Source organism: Duganella sp. GW822-FHT06D06, assembly GCF_058799615.1.
Genome location: NZ_JBXALQ010000006.1, coordinates 296,718 through 319,470 on the forward strand (window position 1 = coordinate 296,718; position 22,753 = coordinate 319,470).

Here is a 22,753-nt window from a genome sequence, read left to right on the forward strand (position 1 = left end):
ATCGGTAACGCAAACGTACAAGAGGATAGATAGTGTTAGTTGATCAGAGGTCAGTAGCGCGCAAGATCCTGCGCTCCAAGGTAGTGGCGGCGATGGACGGCATGCCGCCACAGCCGGGACGCACGCTCGATATCAGCGCCAATGGTTTGTCGATAACGTTCGAGCACAAGTTGGCCGTGGGGCATATGGGCAATGTGACGTTCGAGCTGTTCCTCGACGGAAAGCCGCAGATATTGACCTGCCGTTCCAAGGTGAGTTATTGCATTTTCAGCGGCGATCATTTCAAGATCGGTTACCAGTTCCTCAATCTGGACGCGGCCAACGCCAGCGCCATCAACAAGTTCCTGCGCTAGGCCCGACGTAGCGGGCCCTGGGGCGTATCGGGCGGCGGGCCTGCACTTGTTCGAGTGCATGCGCCAGCCAGCCGACGCAGCGGCCCAGCGCAAACAGGATGAACGGCGCGTCATCCGGCAGCCCGTGGGCGGCGGCCAGCAAGGTCAGCGCGAAATCAATGTTCGGCAATTCCCCCGCCTGCGCTTCGGCCGCGGCGGCGAGGTCTGTGTGCGGCTGCAATTCCGGTAGTAATTTCATCAGGGCGCGGGCGCGCGGGTCGCCTTCGGCGTACAGCATGTGGCCGAAGCCGGGCAGCGCGCGGCCGCCGGTTCGCCAGCTGGCGACGGCTGCCTCGGCGCCGTGTTCGCGGGCGGCGGCGGCCAATTGGGCGAATTCGGCCGAAGCGCCGCCGTGCAGCGGGCCGGTCAGCGTGGTGAAGCCGGCCAGCACGCCGGCCGCCAGCGAGGCGCCGGTCGAGATGGCGACGCGGGTGGCGAAGGTGGAGGCGTTCAGTTCGTGGTCGGCCATCAGCACCAGCGCGCGGCGCAGCAGGTCTTCGGACGCCGGGCGTTGCCAGCCGAGGGCCAGGCGGCGGCTGATGGTGGCGCTTGGGTCGCCTGCGGGCGCGGGACCGATCATCGCTTGGGTGAGCGTGGCCAGGATGGCGGCAGCTTCGGCGCGCAGGTCGGCGGCGGGGCGGTCGATCGAGGGGGCGTCGCTGGCGCTGCGCAGCGCCAGCGCCAGCAGGCCGGCGCCCAGTGCGCTGGTCGGTGGTGCGATGGCGGGTTGTGCGCGGGCGGGTGATGTAGCGGCTGCCCGCACCTGGCCGGGCTCGGCCTCCCACAGTAAATCGGCGATTTCTTCCAGCGTGGCGGTTTCGGACAGCGCGACGGCGTCGTGCCCTCGGTAGAGCAGGCGGCCGTCGGCGGCGGTGGAAATGGCGGACGGCAGCACCGGGTCGCCCCACTGCATCGCCTGCGCGGAGACCGCTTCGATCTTGCGGCGGCCGTTGCTGCGCCTGGCCATGCGCAGGATGTCGTCGCGGTGGTAGAGGCTGCGGCGCGGATCGGCCTCGTCGGACTTGGCGCGTATCTTGCCCCGGCTGACGTTGGCGTACAGCGTTTGCGGGCGGACATTCAGTAGCTTCAGCGCTTCCGTCGCTGTCATCCAGACCATCTCGGTTTCCTATGTTGACACTTCAAGTCAAGATTGACGCCCCTTGTGGGCGGTCCTAAGCTGGGACAGCATATCAATTCCTGGAGCGCTCATGTCTAAAATGTTGGAGGCAATTTCGTCCGCGCTGTCGTTGTCGGCGCGGGAGTGCGTGAGGTTCAGCGGCGAGGGCGAACTGCCGTCCTGCTATGCGGTGACGGAGCTGGCGGCGGCGTCGGTGGGCGCGGCGGCGCTGGCGGTGCGGCAGCTGATCGCGGCGCAGGGCGGGCGGCCGGCGGAGGTGGTGGTCGATCGGCGGCTGGCGTCGTTGTGGTTCAGCTGGTCCTTGCGTCCGCTGGGGTGGGCGCTGCCGCCGCTGTGGGACCCGGTGGCCGGCGACTATCCGACCGCCGACGGCTGGATACGCTTGCACACCAATGCGCCGCATCACCGCGACGCGGCGTTGGCGGTGCTGAAGGCGCCGGTCGAACGCGATGCCGTGGCGCGGGCGGTGGCCGGCTGGCGCGGCGCCGAGCTCGAAGCGGCGGTGGTGGCGCAGGGCGGTTGCGCGGCGCAGATGCGCTCCAGCGCGGAGTGGGCGGCGCACCAGCAGGGACGGGCGGTGGCGGCCGAGCCCTTGATCGCGTTCGCCGCGCAGGCCGGCAGTTTCAACACGGGCTGGGCGCCGACGCCGTCGCGTCCGCTGGCGGGACTGAAGGTGCTGGACCTGACGCGGGTGTTGGCCGGGCCGGTGGCGACACGTTTCCTGGCCGGCTACGGCGCGGATGTGCTGCGCATCGATCCGCCGGGCTGGAACGAGCCGGGCGTGATACCGGAGGTAACACTGGGCAAGCGCTGCGCGCGGCTGGATCTGCGGCTGGCGCCGGACCGCGCAGTGTTCGAGCAATTGCTGGCCGGGGCGGATGTGCTGGTGCACGGCTATCGTTCGGATGCGCTGGAGAAGCTGGGCTATGGCGAGCAAGCGCGCCGGCAGTTGAATCCTGGACTGGTCGATGTGGCGCTGGATGCGTACGGCTGGTCCGGGCCGTTGAGCGGACGGCGCGGCTTCGACAGCCTGGTGCAGATGAGTGTGGGCATCGCGCAGCGCGGCATGCAATGGCGGGGCGCGGACCAGCCGGTGCCCTTGCCGGTGCAGGCGCTGGATCACGCGACCGGCTATCTGGCCGCGGCAGCGGTGGTGCGCGGGCTGCTGAACCGTGTTGCGGAAGGCAGCGCGACGCAGGCGCGCCTGTCGCTGGCGCGCACCGCCTTGCTGCTGACAGAGCTGTCGCCGCAGGAGGGGGCAGCGGACGCACTGCCGCTGGCGACGGCAGGCGTAGCGGATCTGGCGCCCGCGCTGGAGCAGACGGCGTGGGGCCCGGCGCAGCGCTACCGGCCGCCGGTGGCGATCCCCGGCGCGCCGATGACATGGACGCGGCCCGCCAGCGAGCTAGGCTCCTCGCCGCCAAGTTGGTAAAAAAAACCGGGGTCAAGTCTGACATTCGGACACGAGCTCAACCATAGCGAGCTTGCTATGGTTGAGCTCGTGTCCGAATGTCAGACTTGACCCCGATGTGGTAGGGAAAAAGGTGTCTGTTCGGTGCTTTGATTTTTTATGGATGTTGCATACTATGTAACCAATTCAGGCGGAACGGATCATGGCGACCTCCAGCATTACATCCAGCGGCAGTACCGGCAGTCCGACAGTGTCGAACGATATCTACAATCGCGTCCAGCAAACCATGGCGTCGCAGAATAGCGCCGCCACCAAGCTCAATGCGACGCTGAAGAACGATCAGACCAAGCTGTCGGCGCTCGGCCAGCTGCAAAGCGCGCTGGCGAATTTCCAGCAGATCGCTTCCGGCCTGACCGGCAGCGGCTTGAGCACCAGCGCCGCCACCTCGGTCAAGAATGTGCTGACCGCCGCTTCCACCGGCAGCGCCAAGGCCGGCACCTATGCGGTCGAGGTCAAGCAGCTGGCGCAGGGGCAGTTTCTTACCAGCGATGCGTTTGCGGCGGCGGACGCCAAGCTCGGTTCGGGTGCCAGCACCACCGTCAAGATCGACTTCGGCACGGCCGGCGGCGACAAGGGCTTTGCCCTCAACGGCAAGGCGGCCAGCAAGTCCGTCACCATCGATGGCAGCAACAATACGCTGGACGGTATCGCCGCCGCGTTCAAGGCGGCCGGCGTGGACGTCAAGGTGGTCAAGGGCGACGGCGGCAAGTTTTCGCTGGCGATCGCCGGCCCGAGCGGCGCGGCCAACAGCATGCGCATCAGCGTCAGCGGCGACGCCGCGCTGAAAAACCTGCTCGGCTACGATCCCGACGGCAGCCAGAAACTCAAGCAGGCCAGCGCCGGCATGGACGCCATCCTGAGCGTCGACGGCAAGGACGTCACCAGCGCCAGCAACACGGTCGACAAGGCCATCGCCGGCGCCACGCTGAACTTGACCGCGGCCGGCAAGACCGAGGTCACCATCACCCAGGACGCCAGCCAGATCGGCAGCAACCTGAAATCCTTCGTCGGCGCCTACAACGACTTGAACAAGAAGCTGCAAGCGCTGCAAAAAGGCGACCTGAAATCCGATACGGCGATGGGCCAGGTGAGCAGCCAGCTGAACCTGCTGCTGAAGACGGGCGGCGGCAGCGTCTCGATCTCGGCGCTCAACGCAGCCGGCGTCAGCCAGGATGGCAGCGGCCAGCTGGTGGTCGACGACAAGAAGCTGAAGGCCGCGCTGGCCACCGATTCGGCCGCCGTCGGCAAGCTGTTCACCAACAACGGCAAGGGCATCGCCGACCTGCTGTCGGCCAAGGCCACGGCGCTGACCTCGGACAACAGCGTGATCCGCAAGGAGGCCGGCATGCTGGGGCGCGAGATCAGCAGCATCAACGGCCGCCGCACGGTGCTGACCAAGGCGCTGACGGCGCAGGCGACGGCGCTGGCGGCGCTGTACACGGCCCAGGCCCAGACCGCCGCCGGCAGCGCGCTCAACGGCACGGCCGGCAAGTCCGGCACGCTGTTCGACATGCTGGGTTGATATATCAGATTGATATTTCTAACGAATTCCTTGCGTCGAAACTGGCTATGCCCGATCATCACGGCTTGTGATTGATTCCACTCGGAGGGGCTATGGCAGGGAAGTTCGTTGGTGCGGCGCTGGTGGCGGCTGGCTTGATGGCGGGCGCGGGGCAGGCAGCGGCCCAGGCGCAAGAGGAAAAAGTCCTCAACATCTATAACTGGTCGGACTATATCGCCGACGATACCGTCAAAAACTTTGAAAAAGAAACCGGTATCAAGGTCCGTTATGACCTGTTTGACAACAACGAAATCCTCAATTCCAAGCTGGCCGCCGGCAAGTCGGGCTACGACATCGTGGTGCCGACCGCGCAATGGGCGCGCCTGCAAATCGACGGCAAGCTGCTGCGCAAGCTCGACAAATCCAAACTCGGCAACCTGAAAAACATGGATCCGGCGATCCAGGCCAAGCTGGCCGGCATCGATCCGAACAACGAGTACCTGGTCGACTGGTTGTGGGGCTATACCACGGTCGGCATCAACGTCAACAAGGTCAAGGCCGCGCTGGGCGGCATGCCGATGCCGGACAATGCCTGGGACCTGATCTTCAATCCGAAATACGCGGCCAAGCTGAAGTCGTGCGGCGTGTCCTTCCTCGATTCGCCGTCCGAGGTGCTGCCGGCCGCGCTGCTGTACCTGGGCAAGCCGGCCTACTCGAAGAACGCCGCCGACTACGCCGAGGCGGGCAAGCTGCTGCAGGCCATCCGTCCCAGCGTGACGCTGTTCAGCTCGTCGGGCTATATCAACGACATGGCCAACGGCGCGGTGTGCGTGGCGCTGGGCTGGTCGGGCGACATCAACATCGCCCGCCAGCGCGCGCTCGAGGCCAAGAACGGCAATGTGATCGAGGTGCTGGTGCCGAAGAGCTCGGCCGCGCTGGTGTTCGACACCATGGCCATCCCGGCCGACGCGCCGCATCCGAACAACGCCCACCTGTGGATCAACTTCATCATGCGGCCCGAGGTGCATGCCAGCCTGACCAACAAGGTGTTCTACGCCAACCCGAATTCGGCCAGCCTGAAGTTCGTGCGCAAGGATATCGCCGACAACAAGACGGTGTTCCTGTCGGATACGGACAAGCAGCGCATGGCCGCGCCGGAAGCGGTGCCGGCTGATATCCGCCGCAACATTACCCGCATCTACACCAAGTTCAAGACCGGCCTGTAAACGGATCATTCCCGCTTGCGCGGGAATGCCGTGGTGCTTCAATGAAGCGTATGCTATTCGTGATAGCGGTCGACCAGTTTGTGTTTGCTGCCGCGCGTTTCCTCGATGAGCTCGTACACTACCAAGGCGATCATCCCTCCGAAGATCCCCATCGTGAGTAAGGTGAACATGGTAACCCTCCCTCAAGTTGTTACGATTAAACTTTAGCAGATGGTTGCCGCTTTACAAGCTCAACCCGACTTTATTTCACCACCAGGTCGGCCGCCATCACCGCTTTCAGGTAGACGCTGATGGCGTTGCCGGGGTCGCGCTGGGAAAACCACCAGGCGCTGGCCTTGCGGATATCCCACTCCAGGTCGTCGCCCGTCATCAACAGCGAGGCCAGCTGGCCCAAGGTCGGCTGGTGGCCGACCACCAGCACCGAATCCTTGTTGCCCGGCCAGTTGACGGCCTTGAGGATGTCGGCGGCGTCGGCGCCGGGCGCCAGGTCGGTGTGGAGCTTGAACTTGCGCCCCAGCGCTTCGGCCGTCTGCAAGGTGCGCACGGCGGGGCTGCACAGGATGCGGCAGCTGTCGGGCAGCTGGGAATCGAGCCACTGGCCCATGCGGCGCGCCTGCTTCAGACCTTTGACGGTCAGCTCGCGCTCCAGATCGGACATGCCGGGTTCCGCGTCCTCGGCTTCGGCATGCCGCCACAATATGAGATCCATGGTTTTCTCCTGAACGACATGTGAAAAAAAGATCCCGCTGCGCTTATTCTCCCAGATGGGCGCCGGGCATGCCCAGCGTTTCCATCAGGTGTTGCTGGGCGCTGTAGGGCAGCTGCTTGCCGCGCGCCTTGCGGCGCTGGTAGTGGCCGTCCGCTTCCAGCTCCCAGGCGTTCATATTATCCTTTAAATAAGGGTTCAGGCCTTCCGTCAGCACGCGCCGCTTGAGCGCCTTGTCGAGGATGGGGAAGGCCACCTCGATGCGGCGGAACAGGTTGCGGCTCATCCAGTCGGCGCTGGCCAGCATGACGTCGTGCGCCAGGTCGTTGCGGAAGTAGTAGATGCGGCTGTGTTCCAGGAAACGGCCGATGATGGAGCGCACCTTGATGTTTTCCGACAGGCCCGGCACGCCCGGCTTGAGCATGCAGGCGCCGCGCACGATCAGGTCGATCTTGACGCCGTCCTTCGAGGCCGCGTACAGCGCGCGGATCACCGATTCGTCGACCAGCGCGTTGATCTTGACGATGATGCGCCCCGGCCGGCCGGCGCGGGCGATGCGCGCTTCGTTGCGGATGGCCTTGATGATCTCGTTGTGCAGCGCGAACGGCGCCAGCCACAGGTGCACCAGCCGGTGCGGCTTGGTCAGGCTGGTCAGGTGGATGAACACTTCGTTGACTTCCTGGCTGATGCCGGGGTGGCTGGTCAGCAGGCCGAAGTCGGTGTAGAACTTGGTGGTGGTCGGGTGGTAGTTGCCGGTGCCGAGATGGGCGTAGAAGCGCAGCTTGCGGTCTTCGCGGCGTATCACCAGCGCCACCTTGGCGTGGGTCTTGAGGCCGACCACGCCGTACACCACCTGGGCGCCGGCCTGTTCCAGCTTGTCGGCCCAGTTGATGTTGGCTTCTTCGTCGAAGCGCGCCTTGAGCTCGACGATCACGGTCACTTCCTTGCCCGAGCGCGCGGCCAGGATCAGCGATTCCATCAGGTCCGAGTTCATGCCGGTGCGGTAGATGGTCTGCTTGATCGCCACCACGGCCGGGTCGAGCGCGGCGCTGCGGATGAAGTCGATCACCGTCTGGAAGGTCTGGTAGGGGTGGTGCAGCAGGATGTCGCCGGCGCGCAGGGCGGCGAAGATGTCCGGGCTGCCCGGCTTTTGCGCGATGCCGGGGTAGAACGGCGGGAAGCGCAGCGCCGGGTTGTCGACGTGGTCCATGATCTCGGTCAGGCGCACCAGGTTGACCGGGCCGTTGACCGCGTACAGCCGGCTCTGGTGCAGGCCGAACTGGTCGAGCAGGAATTGCGACAGCTCCGGCGGGCAGTTCTTGGCCACTTCCAGCCGCACCGAGGTGCCGAACTGGCGGCCCTGCAATTCGCCCTTGAGCGCCTGGCGCAGGTTCTTGACCTCGTCCTCGTCGACCCACAGGTCGGAATCGCGGGTGACGCGGAACTGCGAATAGGCGATCACTTCGCGGCCGGCGAACAGGTCGGAGATGTGGGCGTGGATGATGGACGACAGCAGGCAGAACGAGACGCCGCCGCTTTTCGACAGGTGGTCGGGCAGGCGGATCACGCGCGGCAGCACGCGCGGCGCCTTGACGATGGCGATCGCCGTGCCGCGGCCGAAGGCGTCCTTGCCGGACAGCGAGACGATGAAGTTGAGACTCTTGTTGACCACTTGCGGGAAGGGGTGGGCCGGGTCCAGGCCGATCGGCGTCAGCAGCGGCCGCACCTCGGTGTCGAAGTAGTCCTTGACCCAGGCGCGCTGCGCTTCGTTGCGTTCGTTGTGGCGCACCAGGTGCACGCCGTTGGCGGCCAGCTGGGGCAGTACTTCCTGGTTGAGGATTTCATACTGGTGGGTCACCAGCGCGTGGCACTCATTGCTGACGCGCGACAGCGTCGCCACCAGCGCCGGGTGGTTCGACAGCGAACCTTCGACGCTGCCGGCCGCCAGCAGGCTGGCCACGCGCACTTCGAAGAACTCGTCCAGGTTGCTGCTGGCGATGCACAGGTAGCGCAGCCGCTCCAACAAGGGGATGCTCTTGTCCTCGGCCTGCGCCAGCACGCGCCGGTTGAACATCAGTTGCGACAGTTCCCGGTCCAGAAACGCGGAGTTCTTGTTTACTTCAGCATGCAAGTCAGGCTTCATGTCTTTTTGTTCACTTTGCAGTTAATCTCATTCTATCCTGTATCGATACTTTCTAGCGGAAGAATGATGCAACAGTGTAAATAAGAAATATGACAACTGCGTGACATCGTTTGTCATAAATGACTTTCGTGACGCGCCAATTATGACAGGATGGGCGTAACATATGGCGGCACCACAGCGGCACCATGGCTTGTTCCCAGAGGGGAGGGGGCGCAAATCAGGGCGGGAATAACTATTTTTGACATATTTCGGTCATGTCATAAAGCTGTCATATAGGCCCGGTAGACTGCGCAGCATCCTAACCTGTCATAACAAAAGGACTTGATATGCGACTGAAACAACTGTTCTCTTCCCTGGTAGTAGGCGTCACGGCCGTCATGGCCTTCTCGTCCGCTGCACACGCCGCCGATATGACCGGCGCCGGCGCCACCTTCCCTTACCCGATCTACGCCAAGTGGGCCGAGTCGTACAAAGCCGCCACCGGCAACGGCCTGAACTATCAGTCCGTCGGTTCCGGCGCCGGTATCAAGCAGATCAAGGCCAAGACCGTCGATTTCGGCGCGTCCGACATGCCGCTGAAGGCTGAAGATCTCGACGCCGAAGGCTTGATGCAGTTCCCGGCCATCATGGGCGGCGTGGTCACCGTGGTCAATCTGGACGGCGTGACCCCTGGCCAGCTGAAGCTGACCGGCCCGGTCGTGGCCGACATCTACCTGGGCAAGATCACCAACTGGAACGACGCCGCCATCGCCGCGCTGAACCCGGGCGTGAAGATCCCGGCCGGTGAAATCACCGTGGTGCACCGCGCCGACGGTTCGGGCACCTCCTTCCTGTTCACCGACTACCTGTCGAAAACCAGCCCAAGCTTCAAGACCCAGATCGGTTCCGGCACCGCCGTGAAATGGATCGTCGGCGTCGGCGGCAAGGGTAACGAAGGCGTCGCCGCCAACGTGCAGCGCATCAAGGGTTCGATCGGCTACGTCGAGTGGGCCTTCGCCAAGAAGAACAAGATGTCGCACACCCAGCTGAAAAACAAGGACGGCAACTTCCTGCAGCCTGACGACGAATTCTTCAAGGCAGCGGCCGCAGCCGCCGAGTGGACCAAGACCCCGGGCTTCGGCGTGGTGCTGACCGACCAGGCCGGCAAGAACTCGTGGCCGATCACCGGCGTGTCCTTCATCCTGATGCACAAAGCACAGGCTGACGCCAACAAAGGCAAGGAAGTCGTCAAGTTCTTCGACTGGGCCTTCAAGAACGGCGGCGCATCGGCTACCGAACTGGACTACGTTCCACTGCCGGCATCGGTTGTCAAGCTGGTCCAGGATGCCTGGAAAGCCAACCTGAAAGACGCATCGGGCAAGGCCATCTACTAATCCGGACCTCCCTTCGCCGCCGCGCAGCAGCAAGCGCGGGCGGCGAGGGGGTTAGCCTGCGCCTCCCGACCGGGAGCCGCAGGCTAGCTACCATCCACGAGACAACAATATGAGCGCTGATATCACTTCCACGCCACTGAACAAATCGGAGCCGGCCATGCAGACCGCCACCGCCGCCGCTGCCGGCGTTACCGCAGCCGAGCAGGCCGCCAACCAGGCCATGCACCGCACCATGCGCAACCAGCGCATCCAGGATTTCATCTTCCACAAGACCACGATGCTGTTCGCGCTGTCCGTGCTGGCGGTGCTGCTGGGTATTATCATCTCGCTGATGGTGGGCGCCTGGCCGGCCTTCAAGGAGTTCGGCCCGGCCTTCATCACCACCGTCGAGTGGGATCCGGTCAACGACAAGTATGGCGCGCTGATCGCCATCGTCGGCACCCTGGCCACCTCCGGCATCGCGCTGTTGATCGCCTTCCCGGTCAGCTTCGGCATCGCGCTGTTCCTGACCGAGATCTGCCCGGCCGGCCTGCGCCGTCCGCTGGGCACGGCGGTCGAGCTGCTGGCCGGCGTGCCGTCCATCATCTACGGCATGTGGGGCCTGTTCGTGTTCGCGCCGCTGTTCGGCGACTACGTGCAGCCGTTCCTGAAAAACACCGTCGGCCACCTGCCCATCATCGGCCAGTTCTTCAGCGGCCCGACCATGGGCATCGGCATCCTGACCGCCGCGCTGATCCTGGCGGTGATGATCATCCCCTTCATTTCCTCGGTGATGCGCGACGTGTTCGAGATCGTGCCGGCGGTGCTGAAGGAATCGGCCTACGGCCTCGGTTGCACCCGCTGGGAAGTGGTGCGCAAGATCGTGCTGCCTTACACCAAGACCGGCGTGGTCGGCGGCGTCATGCTGGGCCTGGGCCGCGCGCTGGGCGAGACCATGGCCGTGACCTTCGTCATCGGCAACGCCAACAAGCTGTCGTGGTCGCTGTTCGCGGCCGGTAACTCGATCGCCTCGACGCTGGCCAATGAATTCGCCGAATCGGACACGCCGCTGCACACCTCGTCGCTGTTCGCGCTGGCGCTGATCCTGTTCGTGATCACCTTTATCGTTCTGTCCGCCGCCAAGCTGATGTTGGCCGGCATGTCTCGCAAGGAAGGCGTCAAATAATGAAGCACGCATCTACTCAACCCTTGAATCCGGTCTATCGCAAGCGCCTGCTGACGCACCGCATCGGCATCGCGCTGTCGGTGGCGGCGATGTCGATCGGCCTGCTGGTGCTGGCGTGGATTTTGGTCACGCTGACGGTCAAGGGCTTCGGCGCGCTGAGCGTGCACCTGTTCACCCAGACCACGCCGGCTCCGGGCAGCGAAGGCGGCGGCCTGGCCAACGCCATCGTCGGCTCGCTGATGATCGTCGGCCTGGCCACGGTGATCAGCACGCCGATCGGCATCCTGGCCGGCATCTACCTGGCCGAGTACGGCGAAGAAAACAAGGTGGCGGCGGTGACCCGCTTCGTCACCGACATCATGCTGTCGGCGCCGTCGATCGTGATCGGCATGTTCGTCTGGGCCATGTACGTGGCCACCGCCAAGCACTATTCCGGCTACGCCGGTTCGGTGGCGCTGGCGCTGATCGCGGTGCCGGTGGTGGTGCGCACCACCGACAACATGTTGCGCCTGGTGCCCAACAGCCTGCTGGAAGCGGCCTTCGCGCTGGGCGCGCCGCGCTGGAAAGTGGCGATGATGGTGCGCCTGCGCGCCGTCAAGGCCGGCGTGATCACCGGCGTGCTGCTGGCCGTGGCCCGCATCTCCGGCGAGACCGCGCCGCTGCTGTTCACCGCCCTGAACAACCAGTTCTTCAGCGCCGACATGAACGCGCCGATGGCCAACCTGCCGGTGGTGATCTACGGCTTCGCCATGAGCCCGTACGACAACTGGCGCGAGCTGGCCTGGGGCGGCGCGCTGCTGGTGACCTTCAGCGTGCTGGCGCTGAATATCATCTCGCGCACCCTGTTCAGCCAAAAAGTCCCGAATTAATCCTGAATATCAAAATCTGATAAAGCGATCAACAATGAATACGCAACTGAGCCAAGAGAATGTGGTAGCCGCCAACGGCAAACGTAAAACCATCGAGATTTCTGGTCTGAATTTTTTCTACGGTAAAACCCAGAGCCTGACCAACGTCAACCTGGACGTGCACGAAAAGCAGGTCACGGCCTTCATCGGCCCTTCGGGCTGCGGCAAGTCGACCCTGCTGCGCACGCTCAACCGCATGTACGACCTGTACCCGGGCCAGCGCGCCGAGGGGTCGATCATGTACCGCGGCCGCAACATCCTGGAAGAGGGCCAGGACGTCAACATGCTGCGCGCCAAGGTCGGCATGGTGTTCCAGAAGCCGACCCCGTTCCCGATGTCGATCTACGACAACATCGCCTTCGGCGTGCGCCTGTATGAAGACCTGTCCAAGGGCGAGATGGACGAGCGGGTCGAATGGGCGCTGAAGAAGGCCGCGCTGTGGGGCGAGGTCAAGGACAAGCTGAGCAAGTCCGGCCTGTCGCTGTCGGGCGGCCAGCAGCAGCGCCTGTGCATCGCGCGCGGCGTCGCCGTCAAGCCGGACGTGCTGCTGCTCGATGAGCCGACCTCGGCGCTCGATCCGATCTCGACCTCGAAGGTGGAAGAGCTGATCAGCGAGCTGAAGCAGGATTACACCATCGCCATCGTCACCCACAATATGCAGCAGGCGGCGCGCTGCTCGGACTACACCGCCTATATGTACCTGGGCGAGCTGGTGGAGTTCGGCGAGACCGACCAGATCTTCATGAATCCGGCGCGCAAAGAGACGCAGGACTACATCACCGGTCGCTTCGGCTGATCGAACTTATAATAGCAAAACGACTACGGAGCTCAGCATGATCGGTGAACACTCATCCAAGCAGTACGACAACGAATTAGAAGCCATCCGCAGCAAGGTGCTGCTGATGGGCGGCATCGTCGAGACCCAGTTCCTCGACGCCATGACCTGCTTCCGCATCGGCAATCCCGAGCGCGCCGACCGCGTGATGCGCGAGGACGACGCCGTCAACCAGCTGGAAGTGTCGCTGGACGACGCCTGCAGCCACCTGATCGTGCGCCGCCAGCCGGCCGCCAACGACCTGCGCACCATCATGGCGACCATCAAGGTGATCACCGACCTGGAGCGCATCGGCGACGAGGCGACCAAGATCGCCCGCACCGCCAAGGCGCTGCACGCGCGCGGCGCGGTGACCGTCAACCACTACGAGATGGTGCGCGGCATCGCCAACAACACCAGCGACATGCTGCACGACGCGCTGGACGCGTTCGCCCGCAACGACGGCAAGCAAGCCTTGCAGCTGATCGCCCAGGACGCCGTGATCGACCATGAGTTCCGTTCGATCATGCGCAATCTGATCACCTTCATGATGGAAGATCCGCGTACCATCTCGGCCGCGCTGGACACCCTGTGGGTGGCCAAGGCGATCGAGCGCATCGGCGATCACGCCAAGAACATCGCCGAATACGTCATCTACGTCGTCGAAGGCAAGGACATCCGCCACACCAAGACCGCACCGCTACCGGACGACGCGCCCGAGCAAGCGCAGTAAGTTAATAAGAGAAATATGGCATCCGATAAAACCACCGTACTGATCGTCGAAGACGAGCCGGCCATTGTCGAGCTGGTGACGTTCTCGCTGCGCGAAGCGGGCTGGAACTGCTGCGCCGTGCAAAGCTGTTCCGAGGCCTGGGACTTCATCCAGAGCAAGACCCCGCAACTGATCCTGCTGGACTGGATGCTGCCCGACCAGACCGGCCTGCGCCTGCTGGCGCGCATCCGTTCCGACCGCCAGTTCAATGAAATCCCGGTCATCATGCTGACCGCCAAGAGCATGGAAGAAGACAAGCTGGCGGGCCTGAACAGCGGCGCCGACGACTATGTCACCAAGCCCTTCTCGCCGCGCGAGCTGCTGGCGCGCGCCAAGGCGCTGTTGCGCCGCAAGAGCCCGGAGCATGCGCAGGCCACCATGCGCGCGGCCAATGTGATGCTGGACCCGGTCAGCTGCACGGTGTTGATGGACGAGCAGAAGATCGATATCGGCCATGCCGAGTACAAGCTGCTGAAGTTCCTGCTGGCGCATCCGGAACGGGTGTTCTCGCGCAGCCAGCTGCTCGACAAGGTGTGGGGCGACCATGTGGTGATCGAAGAGCGCACCGTCGACGTCCACGTGCTGCGTCTGCGCAAGGCCTTGAAAGAGGCCGAGCATCTGATCAAGACGGTGCGTAGCGTGGGCTACATGCTGTCGGAGAAATAATGAATCCAAAATTGGTGTTCTGGGTGCCGGCCGCGCTGCGCACCGCCATCATCCTGGCCGGTTGCGCGATGCTGGGCTGGATGTTCGGCTGGGTCAACGGCCTGGTGTTGGCGCTGCTCGCCATGATGGTGATGGTGTTCGTGCAGTTGAGCTATCTTTACCAGCTGAGCAACTGGATGGACGATCCGCAGAGCGCCAAGCTGCCCGACGGCTGGGGCGCCTGGACCAATATCTTCTCGCGCCTGTACCGCATGCGGCGCGACGACGAGAAGAACCAGGCCGAGCTGACCGAATGGCTGGCGCGCTTCCGCCAGGCCATGCATTTGCTGCCGGACGGCGTGGTCATCATGGACGACGTGCTGTTCCTGGAGTGGTGCAATCCGGCCGCCGAGAAGCACCTGGGCCTGACGCACGAGCGCGACAAGGGCATGCGGGTGACCAACCTGGTGCGCAGTCCGGATTTCATGGATTACATCATCCTCGGCCGCTACGAGCAGCCGCTGACGATCAGCTTCCGCGAACGCAAGCTGATCGTGCATATCATTCCGTTTGAAAACCGCCGGCAGATCCTGGTGACGCACGACGCCACCGAGAGCGAGCGCATCGAAGAGATGCGGCGCGACTTCATCGCCAACGCTTCGCATGAGCTGCGCACGCCGTTGACGGTGATCGTCGGCTTCCTGGAGATCGCCGCTTCCGAGGGGCTCGATGCGGCCACCCGCTCGGCGCACCTGAAGCTGATGACGGAGCAGGGCCATCGCATGCAGCATCTGATCGAGGACATGCTGACCTTGTCGCGGCTGGAGTCGGTGGATTATCCGATGCGGCCGGAGCCGGTCGACGTGCCCAAGCTGATGGAGCAGGTGTTGCGCGACGCGCGGGCGCTGTCGGCCGGCAAGCACGAGATCACGATGGCTGTGCATGGTCCGGACATCATGGGCAGTTATGAAGAGCTGCACAGCGCTTTCGGCAACCTGGCCTCGAACGCGGTGCGCTATACGCCGCCCGGGGGCAAGATCCATCTGGTGTGGAAAGAGTATGACGGCGGCGTCAAGTTCATGGTGGTAGACACCGGCATCGGCATCAGCCCTGAGCACATCTCGCGCCTGACCGAACGTTTCTACCGGGTCGACAAGAGCCGTTCGCGCGAGACCCAGGGCACCGGGCTGGGGCTGGCGATCGTCAAGCACGTGCTGTTGCGCCATGGCTCGACCTTGCAGATCAAGTCGGAGGCGGGCAAGGGCAGTTCCTTCCTCGTCTGCCTGCCGAAGAGCGCCATCGTGCAGCGGCAGCCGGAGTTGTTGCTCAACTAGCCGGCTGTCCGGTCATGCGGCTCAATGCGGCGCCGCAAAGGGCGCCAGCGCCTGCTCGACGGCGGATGGACTGAGCGCCGTCGCTTCAAGCGGACGCAAGGCGCGTGCCACGTCGGCTTTGCGCGCGTCGGCTTTCAGCACGGCTTGATGGTCGGCCATGGAGCGCAACAGCTGCGCGGTGATCCGGTCGAGTTCTGGACGTATGGTCTTGGCCAGATCGGGCGCGTCGTCAAACTTGCCGGCCTGTTGCGTCCGCCATTTCGCATACAGTTCGCGCTGCACGATTTTCGATGCCTCGATCTGCGCGCGGAACACCGCTTCGACCCAAGTATCGGCCAGACCGAGCGCAGCGCCTTGCTTGGCTGCCGCCTGGATCACCTGCGCCTCGCGCGGCAGGTCGTCAATCGGCGCTTGCACATTCCACTTGGCGCGCGCCACCGCCTGCGCCAGCAGCAGGCGTTGGTCTATGGCCAGCCGCAACGGCTCCAGGTCGCGCCGCAAAGCGGACGCCGGCGCCACGCTGCGCGCAATAACTTCGTCCGGTCGGCCGCCGACGGTCTGGGCCGATGCAAGCGCGCCGGCCAGCGGCAGGCAGAGCAGGACGAGTCGGATCGCTGCGCGCATGAACTCTCCTTTTGATCAGGGGTAGGTGAAGAAGATGAAGTGCACGGCGTTGAGCGCGATGTGCACGAGGATGGGCGCTTCGATGCGCTGGGTGGCGTGGTAGGCGTAGGCGTAGCCCAGGCCAGCGATGGCGGCAAGCGCGGCGTACAGCGGGCCGCCGGCCAGATGGGCTGCGCCGAACAGCAGGGCGGAGCAGAGCAGCGCCACCCACGCGCCATGACGCAAACCGGACAGCGCCGACGCCAGTCGCGCCTGGATGAAGCCACGGAAGAACGCCTCTTCGGCGACCACCGTGAAGAACAGGTTCACCGCGAGGAATTGCAGCGTGACCTCAGGCAGCTTGAACGCCGGCTGCACGAAACCGACGCCGGTGGCAAAGGCCATCACGGCCGCCACGGTGAGCAGCAGCACCGGCAAGGTCTGCTTCAGCACACCGCCGAATTCGGCCAGCGACGCTGTGCGATGGCAAATGAAAGCCAACAAGATCAGGCCAACCGCGCCCTTGTCGAAATTCGCATACTGCGTGTAGGGCTTGGCGCCGGCCGAGAACACCGCGTCCGCGATCACCACGGGATTGCTGAACCCTGGCAGCTTGTGGATCGCCAGCGCAAACGCCAGCACCAGCGTGACCACGCCGAACAGCATCCGCAGATATTTTTTGGACACCGCATCGGTCAGCCAGGCCGCGCCGACGAACAGGGCCAGCGCGATGAAGGCCGGCGCGTGCAGCACGCCAGCCAGCGCGCCACATAGCAGCGCCAAGGCAAACCAGATTTGCCAGGGCGCGAGCGGGAAGCGGGGAGAGCGTGGGAGCCAGACGGCCCCCACGGACAGCGCGAGGGCGATAAAGGTCAGCAGCGTGAGTGTCGGCATTTGAGGGAAACGATGAATGAATTTCCCTCAATAGTATCACCCAGCTAAGTAATTTAGAACTTGTAGGCAATGCCCGTCATCAGCATCGGCGCGGTTTTGCGCTTGGTCAGCGGGCTGTCGGCGGCATCGGTGGTCAGCTGCGTGACGCCGAGCACGGTGTGCACCGACCAGTTCTTGTCGAGCACATGGTTCCAGTTGACGCTGGCCGAGACGTTGGCGAAGCCGCCCTTGGCGGTGAATGCCTTGTAGCCGGAGGCGGCGCTTTGTGCGGCGGTCACGCCGAAGTAGGTTTGCATGTGCTTCTTGTCCGCATACTCGGTCGACAAACTCAAGCCGATCTGGTCGCTGGCGGTGGTGTACAGCGGCATCGACGCGCCCAGCGTGTAGGTGGAGCCGTGTTCGCGGTGCGCCAGGTTCTGCGTGGTGGCGACGCTGAGACCTACGGTACCGAGCTCATAGCTGGCGGCCAGCGTGAGCTGGGCCGCGCCCTGGATGTCGCCCATGCCCTTGAGCGCGTCGGAGCCGTCGAACACACTGCGCTTGTGGTCGGCGCGCGCGCCACCGTAGCCCAACGCCGCGCTCAGGCCGACGTCGCCGACGCTGGTCTGGAAGCCGACGCCGCGCATGGTGCTGAGGAAGACGCCGTTGTTGAAGGTGCGCTCGATGTAGGGCAGCGGCACCACGCGGCTTTTCTTGCTGCCGGTGTATTCCGGCACATAGGCGATGCCGCCGCCCACGGTCAGGCTGTCGCCGGCGCCGGGCGCGGTTTGCGGACCGGACGACGAAGTCCGGTCGAGGGCGTCGGCGTAGCTGTTGCCGCTGAGGGCGCAAAGGGAGGCGAGGGCAAGGGTGATGGCAAGGCGCATGGAAGATCCTGTGAGGTGAAGGTTCGGTGGTCCGCCGGCGCTGATGGAAGGTGGCCCGGCGTATGACGGAGCGAAGTGTCGCAACATTTCCCGTTCGCCGCCACCAGCTTGTCTGAAGTATCATGTGCCGAATTGATTGGTACCGCGTGGCGGTGCCTGAGCCCCCGGAGAGCCGACCATGTCCCTGACGCTGTATTACCATCCACTGGCCTCGTTCTGCCATAAAGTGCTGATCGCGCTGTACGAGAACGCCACGCCTTTCGACAAGCGGCTGATCAACCTGGGCGAGGAGGGCGACCGCGCCGAGCTGGAGGCGATCTGGCCCTTGTGCAAGTTCCCGGTGCTGCGCGACCACGAGCGCGGGCGCGACGTGCCGGAGACCTCGGTCATCATCGAATACCTGGACCGCTATTTCCCCGGCCCGCAGGATTTGATCCCGGCCGACTGGGACGCGGCGCTCGATGTGCGCCTGTGGGACCGCTTCTTCGATAACTATGTGCAGGAGCCGGTGCAGACCATCGTGCTCGGCCACCTGAACGGCATGCAGTGCGACCAGACCAAGGAGCGCACCAAGCTCAAGACGGCCTACAAGATGATCGAGAAGCGCATGGCCACGCGCAGCTGGATGTGCGGCGAGGCGTTCAGCATGGCCGATTGCGCGGCGGCGCCGGCGCTGTTCTACGCCGCCACGCTGTTGCCGTTCCCCGAGGAATATGCGCAGCTCAACGCCTACTTCGAGCGCTTGATCGGCCGGCCGTCCGTCCGGCAGGTGCTGGACGAGGCCAGGCCGTATTTCTCGATGTATCCGTTCGTCGACGATATTCCGGAACGCTTCCTGTAACGGCGCCTAGTTCTTGTTGCCCTGGTCCTCGGCGCTCTGCATCGAGGCCGGTTGCGCCATCGAACCGTTCTGCGCCGCTACGCTGGCGAAGTGGTGGGCCTGATCGAGCATCTCCTTGCCGGCAGCCTTGCCCTGGCGCAGTTGCTGGTCGACCTGGGCGACGGCCTTGTGCGTGACCGCCTCGGCCAGCTCGGTCGCCGTGCGCGCCGCCTGCGGCGCATGCTGCTGCACCAGCTGGTTGATGCTGGCCTGATACTCGCTGGCGAGCTGGTTCAGCTGCTGCTGCCACGCCTGCAGCTTGTGCGCCGCCTGTTCGGTTGACGGCGCGCTGGCAGGCGCGCGTTCCTCCAGCGGGGTCAGCAGGGCGGAGCGCAGCGCTTCGGTGGAATCCTGAAGCCAGTCGCGGCTGAATTGCAGGTTCACCTCCGACAGCTTGCGCACCGATTGCAAGGTGGCTTGGGTCAGGTCGCTGAAATAGTCGATGCGGGCGAGCACGTGATTTTTTGCTGCTGGCGAAATGGTTTCCACAAACGAATTCATGTACTTCTCCTGGATGGTGTGGGGCCAAAGAGAGCTTGCTGGTACAGGCGCTTTGGCCGGACGCCTGCCGCACTATCTTCGCAGGTGCAGCATATTTTTGCCACCCCGGAGCTTGCAGGCATCATTCGTTAAGTCTGGTCAATAATTTATCCGCTTCGCCACGCCCTTGTCCGTCTCGCCACATAGCGGTGGACCGGCGGCGGACGGCTGCGCTAAGGTGACGTTGTCCCTATCACGCATGAAAGCCAGTCATGAAAAGAAGAAGCTTGCTCAAGTCGCTGGCGGCCTTGCCGCAGCTGTTATCCCTCATGTCGCCTGCCTCGCTGTGCGCCGCCGCCACCACGCCGCGTCGCCGCGTGCGCCCCGGCGACGCCGCTTGGCCGTCGGACGCTGCCTGGCAGCAATTGCAGCGGCGGGTCGATGGCCGCCTGCTCAAGCTGGACGCGCCGTTCGCCGCCTGTGCCGCCGGCGTCGGTGGCGCCACTGCGCCGGCCTGCGTCGCCGCGCTGGACGCGCTGAAAAACACCTACGCCATCGGCGACCAGCCGGCCCTGACCCAGACCAGCGGCTGGCTCGACGCCTGGTCTTCGCAGCCGAGCGCCTACGCGGTGGCGGCGCGCGGCACGGCCGACGTGGTGGCGGCGGTCAACTTCGCGCGCGAACACAATCTGCGGCTGGTGGTCAAAGGCGGCGGCCATAGCTACCAGGGCACGTCCGACGCGCCCGATTCGCTGCTGGTCTGGACCCGCCAGATGAACCAGGCCACGCTGCAGCCGGCGTTCGTCGCGCAGGGCTGCCAGGAGGCGCCGCAGCCGGCCGTCACGCTGGGCGCGGGCGCGATGTGGATCGACGCCTACGACGCCGTCACCACGCGCGGCGGCCGCTACGTGCAGGGCGGCGGCTGCACCACGGTCGGCGTCGCGGGGCTGGTGCAGAGCGGCGGCTTCGGCAACTTCTCCAAGAACTACGGCACCGCCGCCGCCGGCCTGCTGGAAGCAGAGGTGGTGACCGCCGACGGCCAGGTGCGCATCGCCAACGCCTGCACCAACCCCGAGCTGTTCTGGGCCTTGAAGGGCGGTGGCGGCGGCAGCGTCGGCGTGGTCACGCGGCTGACCCTGCGCACGCGCGAACTGCCGGAGACTTTCGGCGCGGTGTTCTTCGCCATCAAGGCCGCCAGCGACGACGCCTACCGCGCGCTGATCGCGCAGGTGCTGGCGTTCTATGCCGGCGCGCTGTTCAACCCCAACTGGGGCGAGCAGATCGGCTTCAACACCGGCAACACGGTGGACGTGGCGATGGTGTTCCAGGGCTTGAACCAGCAGCAGGCGGAGGCGGTGTGGGCGCCGTTCCTGGCCTGGCTGGGCGAGCGTCCCGAGTACACGCTGGAAAAACCGTTGCGCGTGGTGGCGCTGCCGGCGCGGCAGTTCTGGAACCTGGACTTCTTCAAGAAGCACGCGCCCGGCTTCATGCTGGCCGACGAGCGTCCCGGCGCCCCGGCGCACCGCGGCGTGTGGAAGGGCGACGCCGAGGACGCGGGCTGGTTCATCCACGGCTACCAGTCGGCCTGGCTGCCGGCCACGCTGCTGGCCGCCGAACAGCAGGCGCGCCTGGCGGACGCGCTGTTCCGCAGCACGCGGCACTGGCGCGTGGGCCTGCACTTCAACAAGGGACTGGCCGGCGCCTCGGCCGCCGACCTGGCCGCCGCGCGCGACACGGCGACCAATCCCGACGTGCTGGGCGCGTTCGCGCTGGCCATCATCGCCGGCGGCGACGGCCCGCGCTATCCGGGCATGCCGGGCGCACAAGAGGATGCGGCGAAGGGCGCGCAGCGCGGCCGCGATCGGGCCGCGTCGATCGGCCGGGCGATGGCGGAATTGCGCAAGGCCGCGCCCAACGCAGGCTCCTATGTGTCGGAGAGCGACTACTTCCTCAAGGACTGGCAGGCCGCGTTCTGGGGCGCCAACTACGAGCGGCTGGCGCGCGCCAAGCGCCAGTACGATCCGCACGGCCTGTTCTTCGTGCGCCACGGCGTCGGCAGCGAGGCGTGGAGCGACGACGGCTTCACGCGCAAGGGCTAGTCAGGGTTCAACGGCGGGCGCGCGGCGCGGCACCAGCAGCAGCTCCTTCTGCCGTCCGCCGATGTAGCGGATGCCGGCCTGGTCGAAGTAGGCGTCTTCCTCCAGCATGATGCGGACCGGCTCGGCGTAGCCCGGCAGCGCGGTCGCCGCATTGAGCTCGATCGAGTAGGCGGTGCGGTGGCGCAGCGCCTCGTCGCCGCTGCCCGGCACGCCGTCCTGCATGTCCCACATGCCGATGGCGGGACCGGCGGCGTGGCCGTGGTAGCCGATCGGATGGGTGTAGATGGTCGGGTTCAGGTTCTCGGCGCGCGCCTGCGCCAGCGCGGACGCCAGCATCTGGTTGCCGGTGCGGCCATGCTGGAACTGCGCGGTCAGGATGTCCTGCAGGCGATTGGCGCGGGCGAAGGCCTGCACCAGCGCGGCCGGCGCGGCGCGCTCGCCGGGCTTGAGCACATAGGCGTGCTGCTGCACGTCGGTGTTCAGGCGCAGGTAGGTGATGCCGATGTCCACGTGCAGCAGGTCGCCGGGCTGGATCACGCCGGCGTCGGCCTGGCCCTTGCCCTGGCGCTGGATCTCCACCGATGGGTGGAACCAGGTGTCGTAGCCCAGGTCGCGGATCTTCTGGCGGAACCACCACACCACGTCCTCGCTGGTGGTGATGCCGGGCGTGATCACTCGCTCGGAAAAACCTTCGGCGATGATCTTGTGGGTGGCGTCGACCAGCTGCGGGTAGATCTGCATCTCGCGCTCGGTGCGGGTCTCCAGCCAGCGCACCGCCAGCGGCTCGGCCGACACCACCTTGGCGCGGTACTCGGGCGGCAGCGCCTGCAGCAGCTCGGTGTAGTCGGTGTGGGCTATGCCGTCGGCGTGGCCGAAATGGCGCGAGGTGTCGAGCGCGATCCGGTTCGGCTTGCGCTGCCTGACCAGCGCCACCAGCGCATCCCACTGGTTGGGGAATTTCTGCATGTCCCACGCCGCCGCGATGCTCTTGCCGACGTTGTAGCGCGCCACCGCCAGCTTGTCGAGGCGGCCGCTGGCCGGGTCGCGGTAGAACAGCAGCACCGTGCGGCGGCGGGCGTTGAGCCATTCGGCCGGCAGCATGGTCTTCAGCACCGGGTCTTCGTTGTATTCGCGCGCGACCACGATCCACATATCGATGCCGGTCTGCGCCATCATGTCCGGCAGCAGCGTATCGAAGCGTTCGGCCAGCAGCTGGTTGATCACAGCCGCCTGTTCGCGCACCGGCAGCACCTGGGCCGGCGCATGGGCGGCCGCCAGCAGCAGGGACATCGCAAGGAGATATTTTTTCATGCGCCCATTTGACCACAGCGCCCGGCGAAGTC

General features: G+C 65.1%; 21 protein-coding genes. 13 read left to right on the forward strand and 8 right to left on the reverse strand.

Annotated features, from left to right (window positions below):
* The first annotated feature begins 32 nt into the window (after nucleotides 1-32).
* Entirely contained in the window at nucleotides 33-353 is a 321-nt protein-coding gene (locus AC1RMD_RS14040; protein WP_492927223.1) for a PilZ domain-containing protein, read from the forward strand.
* Here AC1RMD_RS14040 and AC1RMD_RS14045 read toward each other — a convergent pair.
* Nucleotides 334-1,509 (reverse strand): citrate synthase family protein, encoded by a 1,176-nt coding sequence (locus AC1RMD_RS14045; RefSeq protein WP_492927224.1) that lies wholly within the window; start codon nucleotides 1,507-1,509, stop codon nucleotides 334-336. The two genes, AC1RMD_RS14040 and AC1RMD_RS14045, sit on opposite strands and share 20 nt — an antisense overlap.
* A gap of 100 nt (nucleotides 1,510-1,609) precedes the next feature.
* On the opposite strand from AC1RMD_RS14045, the gene AC1RMD_RS14050 reads away from it, so the two are divergent.
* The 3 genes from AC1RMD_RS14050 (at nucleotide 1,610) to AC1RMD_RS14060 (ending at nucleotide 5,728) form a co-directional block, all read left to right on the forward strand.
* The gene (locus AC1RMD_RS14050; protein WP_492927344.1) at nucleotides 1,610-2,962 is read left to right on the forward strand and encodes a CoA transferase; all 1,353 of its coding nucleotides are present in this window, start codon (nucleotides 1,610-1,612) and stop codon (nucleotides 2,960-2,962) included.
* Between the two features lie 181 nt (nucleotides 2,963-3,143).
* Nucleotides 3,144-4,523 carry a flagellar filament capping protein FliD gene (gene fliD, locus AC1RMD_RS14055; protein WP_492927225.1) on the forward strand — a complete coding sequence of 460 codons (1,380 nt, stop codon included), beginning with the start codon at nucleotides 3,144-3,146 and terminating at the stop codon, nucleotides 4,521-4,523.
* A 92-nt stretch (nucleotides 4,524-4,615) separates the two neighbouring features.
* Nucleotides 4,616-5,728, forward strand: a complete 1,113-nt coding sequence (locus tag AC1RMD_RS14060; RefSeq protein WP_492927226.1) for a polyamine ABC transporter substrate-binding protein — start codon at nucleotides 4,616-4,618, stop codon at nucleotides 5,726-5,728.
* Nucleotides 5,729-5,969: 241 nt separating this feature from the next.
* On the opposite strand, the gene sixA is transcribed toward AC1RMD_RS14060, so the two are convergent.
* Both sixA and ppk1 read right to left on the reverse strand, forming a co-directional pair.
* A complete protein-coding gene (sixA, locus tag AC1RMD_RS14065; RefSeq protein WP_492927227.1) occupies nucleotides 5,970-6,437 on the reverse strand; it encodes a phosphohistidine phosphatase SixA in 468 nt (155 codons plus the stop codon).
* A gap of 43 nt (nucleotides 6,438-6,480) precedes the next feature.
* Nucleotides 6,481-8,577 (reverse strand): polyphosphate kinase 1, encoded by a 2,097-nt coding sequence (gene ppk1, locus AC1RMD_RS14070; RefSeq protein ID WP_492927228.1) that lies wholly within the window; start codon nucleotides 8,575-8,577, stop codon nucleotides 6,481-6,483.
* A gap of 326 nt (nucleotides 8,578-8,903) precedes the next feature.
* Here ppk1 and pstS point away from each other — a divergent pair, with 326 nt between their 5' ends.
* The 7 genes from pstS to phoR all read left to right on the forward strand — a co-directional run bounded on the left by pstS (nucleotide 8,904) and on the right by phoR (nucleotide 15,588).
* The gene (pstS, locus tag AC1RMD_RS14075; protein ID WP_492927229.1) at nucleotides 8,904-9,950 is read left to right on the forward strand and encodes a phosphate ABC transporter substrate-binding protein PstS; all 1,047 of its coding nucleotides are present in this window, start codon (nucleotides 8,904-8,906) and stop codon (nucleotides 9,948-9,950) included.
* A 157-nt stretch (nucleotides 9,951-10,107) separates the two neighbouring features.
* Nucleotides 10,108-11,115: a phosphate ABC transporter permease subunit PstC gene (gene pstC, locus AC1RMD_RS14080; protein WP_492927346.1), complete on the forward strand. Its 1,008-nt coding sequence runs from the start codon at nucleotides 10,108-10,110 to the stop codon at nucleotides 11,113-11,115.
* Entirely contained in the window at nucleotides 11,115-11,984 is an 870-nt protein-coding gene (pstA, locus tag AC1RMD_RS14085; protein ID WP_492927230.1) for a phosphate ABC transporter permease PstA, read from the forward strand. Before pstC ends, pstA begins: the two co-directional genes overlap by 1 nt.
* A gap of 34 nt (nucleotides 11,985-12,018) precedes the next feature.
* Entirely contained in the window at nucleotides 12,019-12,819 is an 801-nt protein-coding gene (pstB, locus tag AC1RMD_RS14090; RefSeq protein ID WP_020706065.1) for a phosphate ABC transporter ATP-binding protein PstB, read from the forward strand.
* Nucleotides 12,820-12,856: 37 nt separating this feature from the next.
* Nucleotides 12,857-13,570, forward strand: coding sequence for a phosphate signaling complex protein PhoU (gene phoU, locus AC1RMD_RS14095; RefSeq protein WP_492927231.1), 714 nt, complete (start codon nucleotides 12,857-12,859; stop codon nucleotides 13,568-13,570).
* A 15-nt stretch (nucleotides 13,571-13,585) separates the two neighbouring features.
* The gene (locus AC1RMD_RS14100) at nucleotides 13,586-14,275 is read left to right on the forward strand and encodes a response regulator (protein WP_492927232.1); all 690 of its coding nucleotides are present in this window, start codon (nucleotides 13,586-13,588) and stop codon (nucleotides 14,273-14,275) included.
* Nucleotides 14,275-15,588, forward strand: a complete 1,314-nt coding sequence (gene phoR, locus AC1RMD_RS14105; RefSeq protein WP_492927233.1) for a phosphate regulon sensor histidine kinase PhoR — start codon at nucleotides 14,275-14,277, stop codon at nucleotides 15,586-15,588. The genes AC1RMD_RS14100 and phoR overlap by 1 nt, the downstream gene beginning before the upstream one ends.
* Nucleotides 15,589-15,609: 21 nt before the next feature.
* Here phoR and aroQ read toward each other — a convergent pair whose 3' ends face one another.
* The 3 genes from aroQ to AC1RMD_RS14120 are packed head-to-tail and all read right to left on the reverse strand — an operon-like array spanning nucleotide 15,610 to nucleotide 17,951.
* Nucleotides 15,610-16,212 (reverse strand): gamma subclass chorismate mutase AroQ, encoded by a 603-nt coding sequence (gene aroQ, locus AC1RMD_RS14110; protein WP_492927234.1) that lies wholly within the window; start codon nucleotides 16,210-16,212, stop codon nucleotides 15,610-15,612.
* Nucleotides 16,213-16,227: 15 nt separating this feature from the next.
* Nucleotides 16,228-17,085, reverse strand: coding sequence for a CPBP family intramembrane glutamic endopeptidase (locus AC1RMD_RS14115; protein ID WP_492927235.1), 858 nt, complete (start codon nucleotides 17,083-17,085; stop codon nucleotides 16,228-16,230).
* 53 nt (nucleotides 17,086-17,138) lie between these two features.
* Nucleotides 17,139-17,951 (reverse strand): MipA/OmpV family protein, encoded by an 813-nt coding sequence (locus AC1RMD_RS14120; RefSeq protein WP_492927236.1) that lies wholly within the window; start codon nucleotides 17,949-17,951, stop codon nucleotides 17,139-17,141.
* Nucleotides 17,952-18,129: 178 nt separating this feature from the next.
* Here AC1RMD_RS14120 and AC1RMD_RS14125 point away from each other — a divergent pair, with 178 nt between their 5' ends.
* Nucleotides 18,130-18,792, forward strand: a complete 663-nt coding sequence (locus tag AC1RMD_RS14125) for a glutathione S-transferase family protein (protein ID WP_492927237.1) — start codon at nucleotides 18,130-18,132, stop codon at nucleotides 18,790-18,792.
* 6 nt (nucleotides 18,793-18,798) lie between these two features.
* On the opposite strand, the gene AC1RMD_RS14130 is transcribed toward AC1RMD_RS14125, so the two are convergent.
* Nucleotides 18,799-19,332 carry a phasin family protein gene (locus AC1RMD_RS14130; RefSeq protein ID WP_492927238.1) on the reverse strand — a complete coding sequence of 178 codons (534 nt, stop codon included), beginning with the start codon at nucleotides 19,330-19,332 and terminating at the stop codon, nucleotides 18,799-18,801.
* A gap of 251 nt (nucleotides 19,333-19,583) precedes the next feature.
* Between AC1RMD_RS14130 and AC1RMD_RS14135 the strand changes: the two genes are divergently transcribed.
* Nucleotides 19,584-21,410, forward strand: a complete 1,827-nt coding sequence (locus tag AC1RMD_RS14135; protein WP_492927239.1) for an FAD-dependent oxidoreductase — start codon at nucleotides 19,584-19,586, stop codon at nucleotides 21,408-21,410.
* Here the strand turns inward: AC1RMD_RS14135 and AC1RMD_RS14140 are convergent, their stop codons facing one another.
* The gene (locus AC1RMD_RS14140; protein WP_492927240.1) at nucleotides 21,411-22,721 is read right to left on the reverse strand and encodes a M24 family metallopeptidase; all 1,311 of its coding nucleotides are present in this window, start codon (nucleotides 22,719-22,721) and stop codon (nucleotides 21,411-21,413) included.
* Between the last annotated feature and the right edge of the window lie 32 nt (nucleotides 22,722-22,753).

Excerpts from the sequence above, each read along its gene's own strand:
- AC1RMD_RS14045 (WP_492927224.1), bottom strand. The coding sequence starts at position 1,509 with ATGGTCTGGATGACAGCGACGGAAGCGCTGAAGCTACTGAATGTCCGC.
- AC1RMD_RS14050 (WP_492927344.1), top strand. The coding sequence starts at position 1,610 with ATGTTGGAGGCAATTTCGTCCGCGCTGTCGTTGTCGGCGCGGGAGTGC.
- fliD (WP_492927225.1), top strand. The coding sequence starts at position 3,144 with ATGGCGACCTCCAGCATTACATCCAGCGGCAGTACCGGCAGTCCGACA.
- AC1RMD_RS14060 (WP_492927226.1), top strand. The coding sequence starts at position 4,616 with ATGGCAGGGAAGTTCGTTGGTGCGGCGCTGGTGGCGGCTGGCTTGATG.
- sixA (WP_492927227.1), bottom strand. The coding sequence starts at position 6,437 with ATGGATCTCATATTGTGGCGGCATGCCGAAGCCGAGGACGCGGAACCC.
- ppk1 (WP_492927228.1), bottom strand. The coding sequence starts at position 8,577 with ATGAAGCCTGACTTGCATGCTGAAGTAAACAAGAACTCCGCGTTTCTG.
- pstS (WP_492927229.1), top strand. The coding sequence starts at position 8,904 with ATGCGACTGAAACAACTGTTCTCTTCCCTGGTAGTAGGCGTCACGGCC.
- pstC (WP_492927346.1), top strand. The coding sequence starts at position 10,108 with ATGCAGACCGCCACCGCCGCCGCTGCCGGCGTTACCGCAGCCGAGCAG.
- pstA (WP_492927230.1), top strand. The coding sequence starts at position 11,115 with ATGAAGCACGCATCTACTCAACCCTTGAATCCGGTCTATCGCAAGCGC.
- pstB (WP_020706065.1), top strand. The coding sequence starts at position 12,019 with ATGAATACGCAACTGAGCCAAGAGAATGTGGTAGCCGCCAACGGCAAA.
- phoU (WP_492927231.1), top strand. The coding sequence starts at position 12,857 with ATGATCGGTGAACACTCATCCAAGCAGTACGACAACGAATTAGAAGCC.
- AC1RMD_RS14100 (WP_492927232.1), top strand. The coding sequence starts at position 13,586 with ATGGCATCCGATAAAACCACCGTACTGATCGTCGAAGACGAGCCGGCC.
- phoR (WP_492927233.1), top strand. The coding sequence starts at position 14,275 with ATGAATCCAAAATTGGTGTTCTGGGTGCCGGCCGCGCTGCGCACCGCC.
- aroQ (WP_492927234.1), bottom strand. The coding sequence starts at position 16,212 with ATGCGCGCAGCGATCCGACTCGTCCTGCTCTGCCTGCCGCTGGCCGGC.
- AC1RMD_RS14115 (WP_492927235.1), bottom strand. The coding sequence starts at position 17,085 with ATGCCGACACTCACGCTGCTGACCTTTATCGCCCTCGCGCTGTCCGTG.
- AC1RMD_RS14120 (WP_492927236.1), bottom strand. The coding sequence starts at position 17,951 with ATGCGCCTTGCCATCACCCTTGCCCTCGCCTCCCTTTGCGCCCTCAGC.
- AC1RMD_RS14125 (WP_492927237.1), top strand. The coding sequence starts at position 18,130 with ATGTCCCTGACGCTGTATTACCATCCACTGGCCTCGTTCTGCCATAAA.
- AC1RMD_RS14130 (WP_492927238.1), bottom strand. The coding sequence starts at position 19,332 with ATGAATTCGTTTGTGGAAACCATTTCGCCAGCAGCAAAAAATCACGTG.
- AC1RMD_RS14135 (WP_492927239.1), top strand. The coding sequence starts at position 19,584 with ATGAAAAGAAGAAGCTTGCTCAAGTCGCTGGCGGCCTTGCCGCAGCTG.
- AC1RMD_RS14140 (WP_492927240.1), bottom strand. The coding sequence starts at position 22,721 with ATGAAAAAATATCTCCTTGCGATGTCCCTGCTGCTGGCGGCCGCCCAT.